Raw genomic sequence first — 4,230 nt, 5'->3', positions numbered from 1 at the left:
CTCCTGGTCCCAGCCCTCGTCGCCGCCGGGGAGCACGTCCTTGATGCGCTCGAGCAGCTTGTGCACACCGGTCTTCTCGATGATCGTCTCGACGCCGAGCTCGGCCACGAACCGGACCATGCCGAACTGGTCCATCTCGGAGAAGTTGCTCGAGTAGTCGGTGAGCAGCCCCTTGGCGACGAGCTGGAGCAGGACGTGGTTGTCGCCCTCGAAGGTGGTGAAGACGTCCGTGTCGGCCTTCAGCGCGGCGAAACGGTTCTCGGCGAGGTAGCCCGCTCCCCCGCATGCCTCGCGGCACTCCTGGATGGTGCGGGTGGCGTGCCACGTGCCGAGCGCCTTGGTGCCGGCGGCGCGCGACTCGAGCTGGCGGCGGGCGATCTCGTCGTCCACGGTGCCGGAGAAGACGTCGTGCACCTGAGCGGCCACGACCTCCTGGGCGAAGTGCAGGGCATAGGTGCGGGCCAGCAGCGGGAAGAGCCGACGCTGGTGCATCCCGTAGTCGAGGATCAGCTCTTCCTCGTCCTCGCTGGACGCCTCGAACTGACGACGCCTCAGGCCGTACTTGATCGCGATGGCGATCGCGACCTTCGCCGCGTTGATGCCGGCACCCCCGACGCACACGCGTCCCTGGACGAGCGTGCCGAGGGTGGTGAAGAAGCGCTTGTTGGCGTTCTCGATCTCGCTCTCGTAGGCGCCGTCGGCAGTGACGTCGGCGAAGCGGTTGAGCAGCGCCTCACGTGGCACCCGCACCCCGGAGAACCACAGGCGCCCGTTGTCGACGCCGTTGAGGCCCATCTTGAGGCCGTCGTCCTCGATGCGGACGCCGGCGCACGGCTCGCCGCCCTCGCGGATGGGGACGACGAAGGCGTGGACGCCGCGCTCCTCGCCACCGACCTCGAGCCGGGCGAACACCACGGCGAGCTGGCCGTGCACGGCTGCGTTGCCGATGTAGTCCTTGCCGGCCTCCTCGGAGGTCGTCTCGATGACGAACTCCTGGGTGTCGGCGTCGTAGGTCGCGATCGTGCCCAGGGCCTGCACGTTGGAGCCGTGCCCGGTCTCGGTCATCGCGAAGCACCCCATCAGCTCACCGCTGACGATGTCGGCGAGGTAGCGCTCGTGGTGCCGCTCGGTGCCGAGCTGGAGGATCGCTCCACCGAAGAGCCCGAACTGCACGCCGACCTTCACCAGCACCGACAGGTCGCCGAGTGCCAGCGTCTCGAACGCCGCGAGGGACGCTCCGATGTCGCCGCCACCGCCGTACTCCTCCGGGAAGCCCAGCCCGGTCTGACCGGTCGCTGCCAGCTCGAGGATGACGTCCTTGACGCGCTCGCGGAAGTCGGCCGTCGTCATCTCCTCCTGGTCGACGAGCACCGAGGCGTAGTCGGTGAGGTTGGAGCGCACGAGGTCGCGGACGTCGGCGTAGCGGCCGTCGAGCAGCCGCTGCATGGCGGCAACGTCGATGTGGGGGCGCACGTAGACGCCCTCCTCGGCGGCCGCGACCCGGGCGGCCTCGCTGTCGACGATCGGGGCGGCAGCATCGGATGACACGGTCTCGGTAGCCATGGCCCCAAACTACTGGCCGGTCACCTCGGTGCACACCCTCTTACTGGTGGTCCGCGGACCTGGGGTCCGCCAGATTGCTACCGTGCGCCGGTGACCAGCCGCGCGCCCGCAGCCCAGACCGGGCCCCAGACCGGGCCCGTCGGGGAGCCCCTGCGCTACGGCTTCTCGATCGTCGGGGTGCAGAAGGCCGGGACCTCGACGTTGTCGCGGGCGATCACCGCCCACCCGCAGGTCGTGCGCGCCCCCCGCAAGGAGGCGACCTTCTTCAACGACCTCGAGATCGACTGGACCGCCCCGCCCTACGACACCCACGTGGTGCCGCGAGCCAAGCCCGAGCAGCGCATCGTCGGCGATGCCACCCCCGCCTACCTGTGGTGGCCGCACGCGCTGGCGCACATGCACGACTACAACCCCGACACCCGGCTGATCGCCGTCCTGCGCGACCCGATCGACCGCGCCTACTCGCAGTGGCGGATGCAGCGCGAGCGCTCGGAGCGCAAGGTCACGAAGGGCATCGGGGGGCTGGCCGAGGACTGGCCCGAAGTCGTCGAGCGCTACCTCGACCTGCCAGTCCCGGACGAGGTCACTCCGAGCGGTTTCAAGGGGTCCCGGTCGATCTTCTCGCGCGGGCTGTACGGCGAGCAGCTCACCCGTGGCGTCGGGGTCTTCGCGCCGGAGCAGTGGCTGGTGCTCGAGTTCGGGGCGATGCTGTCCGACTTCTCGGGCACCCTCGACCGGGTCACCGACCACCTCGCCCTACGCCGTTTCCGGCGTCCCCCTCCGTTGCGTCACGAGCTGGCGGGCGCCGAGCAGGTGACCGGAACCGCACCGACCGCCGCCGAGCTGCTACGGATCGCCGAGCGCTACGCCGCCGACCTCGACGTGCTCACCGGCCTGCCGATCGCCGCGGGCATCGACGTCAGCCGCTGGCCGACGCGTCGACTGCTCGACGGCGACCTCGACCCCGCAGACCTCGCCGCGAAGTACGCCACCCGGGTCAGTCGACGCTGACCGGAACCTTCTCGGTGGTCGTGGTGGGGTGCGAGTGGAGGCTGTGCCGGTCGAACTTCTGCCCGGTGGCGAGACCACCGAGGTAGAAGGACACGAGGGCGATCATGATCCCGGCGAGGTCGTCGGCGAGGTAGTGCCACCCGAAGTAGACGGTCGCGACGACGGTGACGGCGAAGTTGACCCAGAAGACGATCTTGAGCAGCCGGCTGCGCAGCGTGAACTGCACCATCAGCGCGACGAGCAGGGTGATCGCGCAGTGCAGGCTCGCGAAGCCGGCCACGGAGTTGACGATGCCCTCGACGCTGCTGCCGTCGTAGTCGCCGTAGAGGACCTTGTTGCGGGAGCGGCTCAGGCCCTCGATGAGGTCGGAGGTGGCGGTGTGGGTCAGCGCGGTGTAGCCGGGCGCGAAGTGGAAGGCCGGCCCCAGGGTCGGCAGCGCGTAGTAGGAGGCGGTGCCCAACGACCAGGCGATGCACTGCGAGGTCGCGAACCAGTAGCCGAAGGAGATGTTGCGCGACCACACCAGCCAGGCGGTGAGGGCGAGCGGCACCAGCGGCAGGAACCACAGGTAGATCGACGACAGCACGTGGGCCGACAGGTCGGTGCCGATCAGGTCGTGGAGCACCGGGCCGGGCTGGTTGCCGAAGAACAGCACCCGGTCGATGGTGTTGAGCTCGCGATCGAACATGTCGTTGGGGTTGTCGAAAGACCGGACGAACGGCAGCGCAGACTTGAGGTTGCGATAGCTGACGTAGGTCACGTAGAAGCAGATGACGCCCAGCGCCACCAAGGTCATCCGCTCGGGCGTCCAGTGAGTCCGCAGTCGCTCACGGACCAGCGGCACCATGGCCGAGGGACGCAGCCGCGAGTGCCACAGGGTGCGCGGCAGCAGGTCCAGCAGCACCGCACCCATCAGAAGCAGCGGCAGGCGCGCCCAGGACGGCCCCAGGAAGCTGCCCTCGGGGTCGAGCAGGGGTCGGTCGTAGCGGAGGGAGACGATCACGGCCAACGTCCCCATCACGGCGGCGACGCCAACGAGGGTCACATAGGCACGGCGGTACACCCGAATAGTCTAGGAGATCGCTCTGCGCGCCGCGATCTGAGCGAGTTCCCTGGTCATCGGACCGGGAGCGCGGCCAGGCGCGACTCGTCGACGTCCAGGCCGACCGCGTCGCCCACCCCGGCCCGGGCGGCCGGTGAGGCGAGGGCGTCGACCTCGCCGATCCCGGTGACGTCGACCACCAGGCGGATGGCGTCGGGGGTGGCCCGCACCGAGCGCACCGTGCCCTCGAGGACCGATCGCGCGCCGCTGCCGACCGTGAGGGCCGAGCGGCGCAGCGCGACAGCGCTCCCCCGCAGCCCGGCCGCCTGCAGCAGCCGGGCGGCCGGCGCCCCCTCGAGCACCCGGGCGTAGCCCACGAAGAGCGCAGTCCAGGCGTCGGCCGGGCGGGCCCAGACCTCGGCGATGTCGCCCTGCTGCACGATGCGCCCGTCCCGCATCACCACCAGCCGGTCGGCGAGCGCGAAGGCCTCCTCCTGGTCGTGGGTCACGACCAGCGTCGTGGTGCCTGCCTCGCGGAGGATGTCGTGGAGGTCACCCGCGAGCCGCTCGCGCAGACCCGCATCGAGCGCGGAGAGCGGCTCGTCGAGGAGCAG

General features: G+C 70.2%; 3 protein-coding genes and 1 pseudogene. 1 reads left to right on the top strand and 3 read right to left on the bottom strand.

Going from position 1 to position 4,230, the window contains the following annotated elements; genetic code table 11:
- Positions 1-1,563 (bottom strand): acyl-CoA dehydrogenase family protein (locus tag VOI19_RS15365; protein ID WP_323793840.1); only part of this gene is annotated, 1,563 nt, incomplete at its 3' end.
- 90 nt (positions 1,564-1,653) lie between these two features.
- On the opposite strand from VOI19_RS15365, the gene VOI19_RS15360 reads away from it, so the two are divergent.
- Positions 1,654-2,574, top strand: a complete 921-nt coding sequence (locus VOI19_RS15360) for a sulfotransferase (RefSeq protein WP_323793839.1) — start codon at positions 1,654-1,656, stop codon at positions 2,572-2,574.
- Here VOI19_RS15360 and VOI19_RS15355 read toward each other — a convergent pair.
- Both VOI19_RS15355 and VOI19_RS15350 read right to left on the bottom strand, forming a co-directional pair.
- Positions 2,561-3,637: a phosphatase PAP2 family protein gene (locus VOI19_RS15355; protein ID WP_323793838.1), complete on the bottom strand. Its 1,077-nt coding sequence runs from the start codon at positions 3,635-3,637 to the stop codon at positions 2,561-2,563. The two genes, VOI19_RS15360 and VOI19_RS15355, sit on opposite strands and share 14 nt — an antisense overlap.
- Before the next feature lie 53 nt (positions 3,638-3,690).
- Positions 3,691-4,230, bottom strand: a pseudogene (locus VOI19_RS15350) (ABC transporter ATP-binding protein); the annotation flags it as partial.

Origin of the sequence: Nocardioides sp. (assembly GCF_034670285.1) — a bacterium.
In the GTDB taxonomy this organism is placed as follows: Bacteria; Actinomycetota; Actinomycetes; order Propionibacteriales; family Nocardioidaceae; genus Nocardioides.
This window is presented reverse-complemented; position numbering and strand designations above follow the sequence as displayed.